The organism is Salipiger sp., assembly GCF_059781815.1.
The window spans coordinates 1-2,019 of the sequence record NZ_JBYNAH010000393.1; the positions used below are offsets into that span (position 1 = coordinate 1).

Consider the following 2,019-nt stretch of genomic DNA (forward strand, 5'->3'; position numbering starts at 1 on the left):
ATCGTCTCGGCCGACCGCTCGGAGGCGTTGCGCGAGGCCTGCGCGGCGCTGCAGATCGAGCTGCTGTCGAAGCCGGTGGACCGGCACCGGCTGGGCCGGTTCTTCGACGCGGTGGTCCGCGGCACGCTGGCGGCGGAGTGAGCGGCGCTCAGCGGGCCTTGAAGAGCCCGCCGAGGATGCCGCGCACGAGGCGCTTGCCGGTGGTGCCCGAAAGCTCCTTCAAAACCGCCTGCCCCAGCGCCTCGCCAATGGAGTTCGGCGCGCTGTAGCGGCTGGAGCGCGGCTTGCTGGTGGTCTTGCGCACCGGCTTGGCGCGCGGGGTCGGATCGTAACGCCGGGCGCGGTTGTACTCGCGGATCATGCCGGCGGCGTCCTCGGTCTCTGGCGAGCCCTCCTCCGCCCGCTCCGCCTCTTCGGCCGCTTTCGCCGCCTCCTCGGCCCGGGCCTTGAGGATCTCATAGGCCGAATGCCGGTCGAGCGGCGTGTCGTATTTCGCTGCGAGCGTCGAGCCCGCCAGCACCACGGCACGCTCCTCCGGCGTGATCGGCCCGAGCTGCGACGAGGGCGGGCGGATCAGCGTACGCTCGACGATGCCCGGCACGCCCTTCTCCTGCAGCATCGAGGTCACCGCCTCGCCGGTGCCGACTTCGCGGATCGCCACCTCGGTGTCGAAGGCGGGGTTCGGGCGGTAGGTCTCGGCGGCCTGCCTTAGCGCCTTCTTGTCGCGCGCGGTGAAGGCGCGCAGCGCGTGCTGCACCCGGTTGCCGAGCTGGCCCAGGATGTCCTCGGGAATGTCGTCGGGGTTCTGGGTGATGAAATACACCCCCACCCCCTTGGAGCGGATCAGCCGGGCCACCTGCTCGACCTTGTCGACCAGCGCCTTGGGGGCGTCGTCGAACAGCAGATGCGCCTCGTCGAAGAAGAAGACCAGCTTCGGCTTGTCGGGGTTGCCGACCTCGGGCAGCTCTTCGAAGAGCTCCGAGAGCAGCCAGAGCAGGAAGGTGGCGTAGAGCCGGGGCGAGGCCATCAGCGCGTCGGCGGCGAGGATGTTGACGTGGCCGCGCCCGTCGGGGGCGAGCTGCATCAGATCCGAGAGCGCCAGCGCCGGCTCGCCGAAGAGCTTGTCACCGCCCTGGTTCTCGAGCACCAGAAGCCGGCGCTGGATCGCCCCGATCGAGGCGGTCGAGACATTGCCGTAGCGCAGCGACAGCTCCTTGGCGTTCTCGCCGACCCAGACCAGAAGCGCCTGCAGATCCTTGAGGTCCAGGAGCGGCATGCCCTGCTCGTCCGACAGGCGGAAGCCGATGTTGAGCACGCCCTCCTGCGCGTCGGTGAGTTCCAGCAATCGCGCCAGCAGCAGCGGGCCCATCTCGGCCACGGTGGTGCGCACCGGATGGCCCTGCGCGCCGAAGAGATCCCAGAACACCGCCGGGAAGGCCTCATAGGTGAAATCGTCGAAGCCGATGGTGGCGTTGCGCTTGGCGAAAGCCTCATGCAGCTTGCCATCCGCGCTGCCCGCCTTGGCCAGCCCCGAGAGATCGCCCTTCACATCGGCGAGGAAGACCGGCACGCCCGCCGCCGAGAAGCCCTCGGCGAGGATCTGCAGCGTGACCGTCTTGCCGGTGCCTGTGGCCCCCGCGATCAGCCCGTGGCGATTTGCATATTTCAGCGCCAGATACTGCTTCTCGCCGTAGCCCTCTCCGCCACCGCCTAAAAAAACGCCACTTTCCATGCCAGACCTCCACGCGCGAACGTCCCGAGCATACATTCTTAACCTTTTGATGCCAGTGTCTTTTTTGTCCGGGGCAACATGTCCTCTCCTGCTCCGGGCAGACTTCCTCCCTGTCAGACTGGCCGCGCTTTCGGGCGCGGCCTTTTTATGCAGTTGTGATCGCGATGATGTGAGAAACCCTGTTGACCGCCCCCAGAGAGTTTCGTAGCGTTCGGCCAATGACAAAGCCGGCCGGTCCGGCAGGGAGCAAGGGGGAAGGGACCGTATGGTCCCATTTCTCTTTTGTT

Annotated in this window: 1 protein-coding gene; it reads right to left on the minus strand. The window is 67.3% G+C overall.

Annotation, left to right across the window (positions count from 1 at the left end; genetic code table 11):
- Positions 1-148 precede the first annotated feature (148 nt).
- Entirely contained in the window at positions 149-1,732 is a 1,584-nt protein-coding gene (locus tag AC6RA4_RS25135; protein WP_500165001.1) for a helicase HerA-like domain-containing protein, read from the minus strand.
- Between the last annotated feature and the right edge of the window lie 287 nt (positions 1,733-2,019).

Bases quoted from the DNA above. Each gene is read 5' to 3' on its own strand.
- AC6RA4_RS25135 (WP_500165001.1), bottom strand. From the start codon at position 1,732: ATGGAAAGTGGCGTTTTTTTAGGCGGTGGCGGAGAGGGCTACGGCGAG.